Raw genomic sequence first — 732 nt, forward strand, 5'->3', positions numbered from 1 at the left:
TATGATCGCGCAAATAGTGGAGCAGTATATGAGTTTTTGATCAGTGAGGGCTGTACTGCGCAAGAAATTTCTTATCTGAAGAGCCCCGATAACTCTGCTAATGCTACGTATCCAAACAACGGGTTTGGGACCGCGTTAGCGGAAGTAGGCGGTGAGTTATTGGTTGGTGCGCCATTCGCGAGACAGGGTGGCGGGACGCCGCAGGGAGCGGTTTTTCAATATCGAAGAGATAGCGATGGACGTTTTGATTCGGTTTTGACCTACCGATCAATCATAGAGCATGATGGCCAGGAGTTCGGCTCATCTATAAGCGCAACAGAAAACTATGTCGCGATTGGGGCTCCCAAAGACGCAGCAAATATTGACGACCTTCCTGTTTTTAACGGAGTTGTTGACCCTGCCTTTCTTGACCAAAATCCTGTCGCTGCGAGCAACGCTGAATCAGGTTCAGTGATGCTTTATGAAACACCCCAGCAAAATAATGTCATTACTCCGTTGGCCTATCTGAAACCACAAAACAATGACGAAGGTGATCTATTCGGTTCCACCGTTGCTATCGTAGGGACGTCCTTTTTTATTGGTGCACCAAGTGAAGATAGCGCTTCTGATCAGGTTAACGTCGGTGCTGAAGAGAATGTTGGGCCCGCTGGCTTTACGCCTCTTGACGGAGATTATGGTGCTGTATATCGCTACGATATGGATGATGACGAGGTTTTGGGTTTGTCTGACTAC

At 48.0% G+C, this 732-nt stretch carries 1 protein-coding gene; it reads left to right on the forward strand.

Annotated features, from left to right (window positions below):
* Nucleotides 1-732 (forward strand): hypothetical protein (locus A3750_RS25940; protein ID WP_197474913.1); only part of this gene is annotated, 732 nt, incomplete at both ends.

The sequence above is a fragment of the Oleiphilus sp. HI0079 genome, assembly GCF_001635105.1.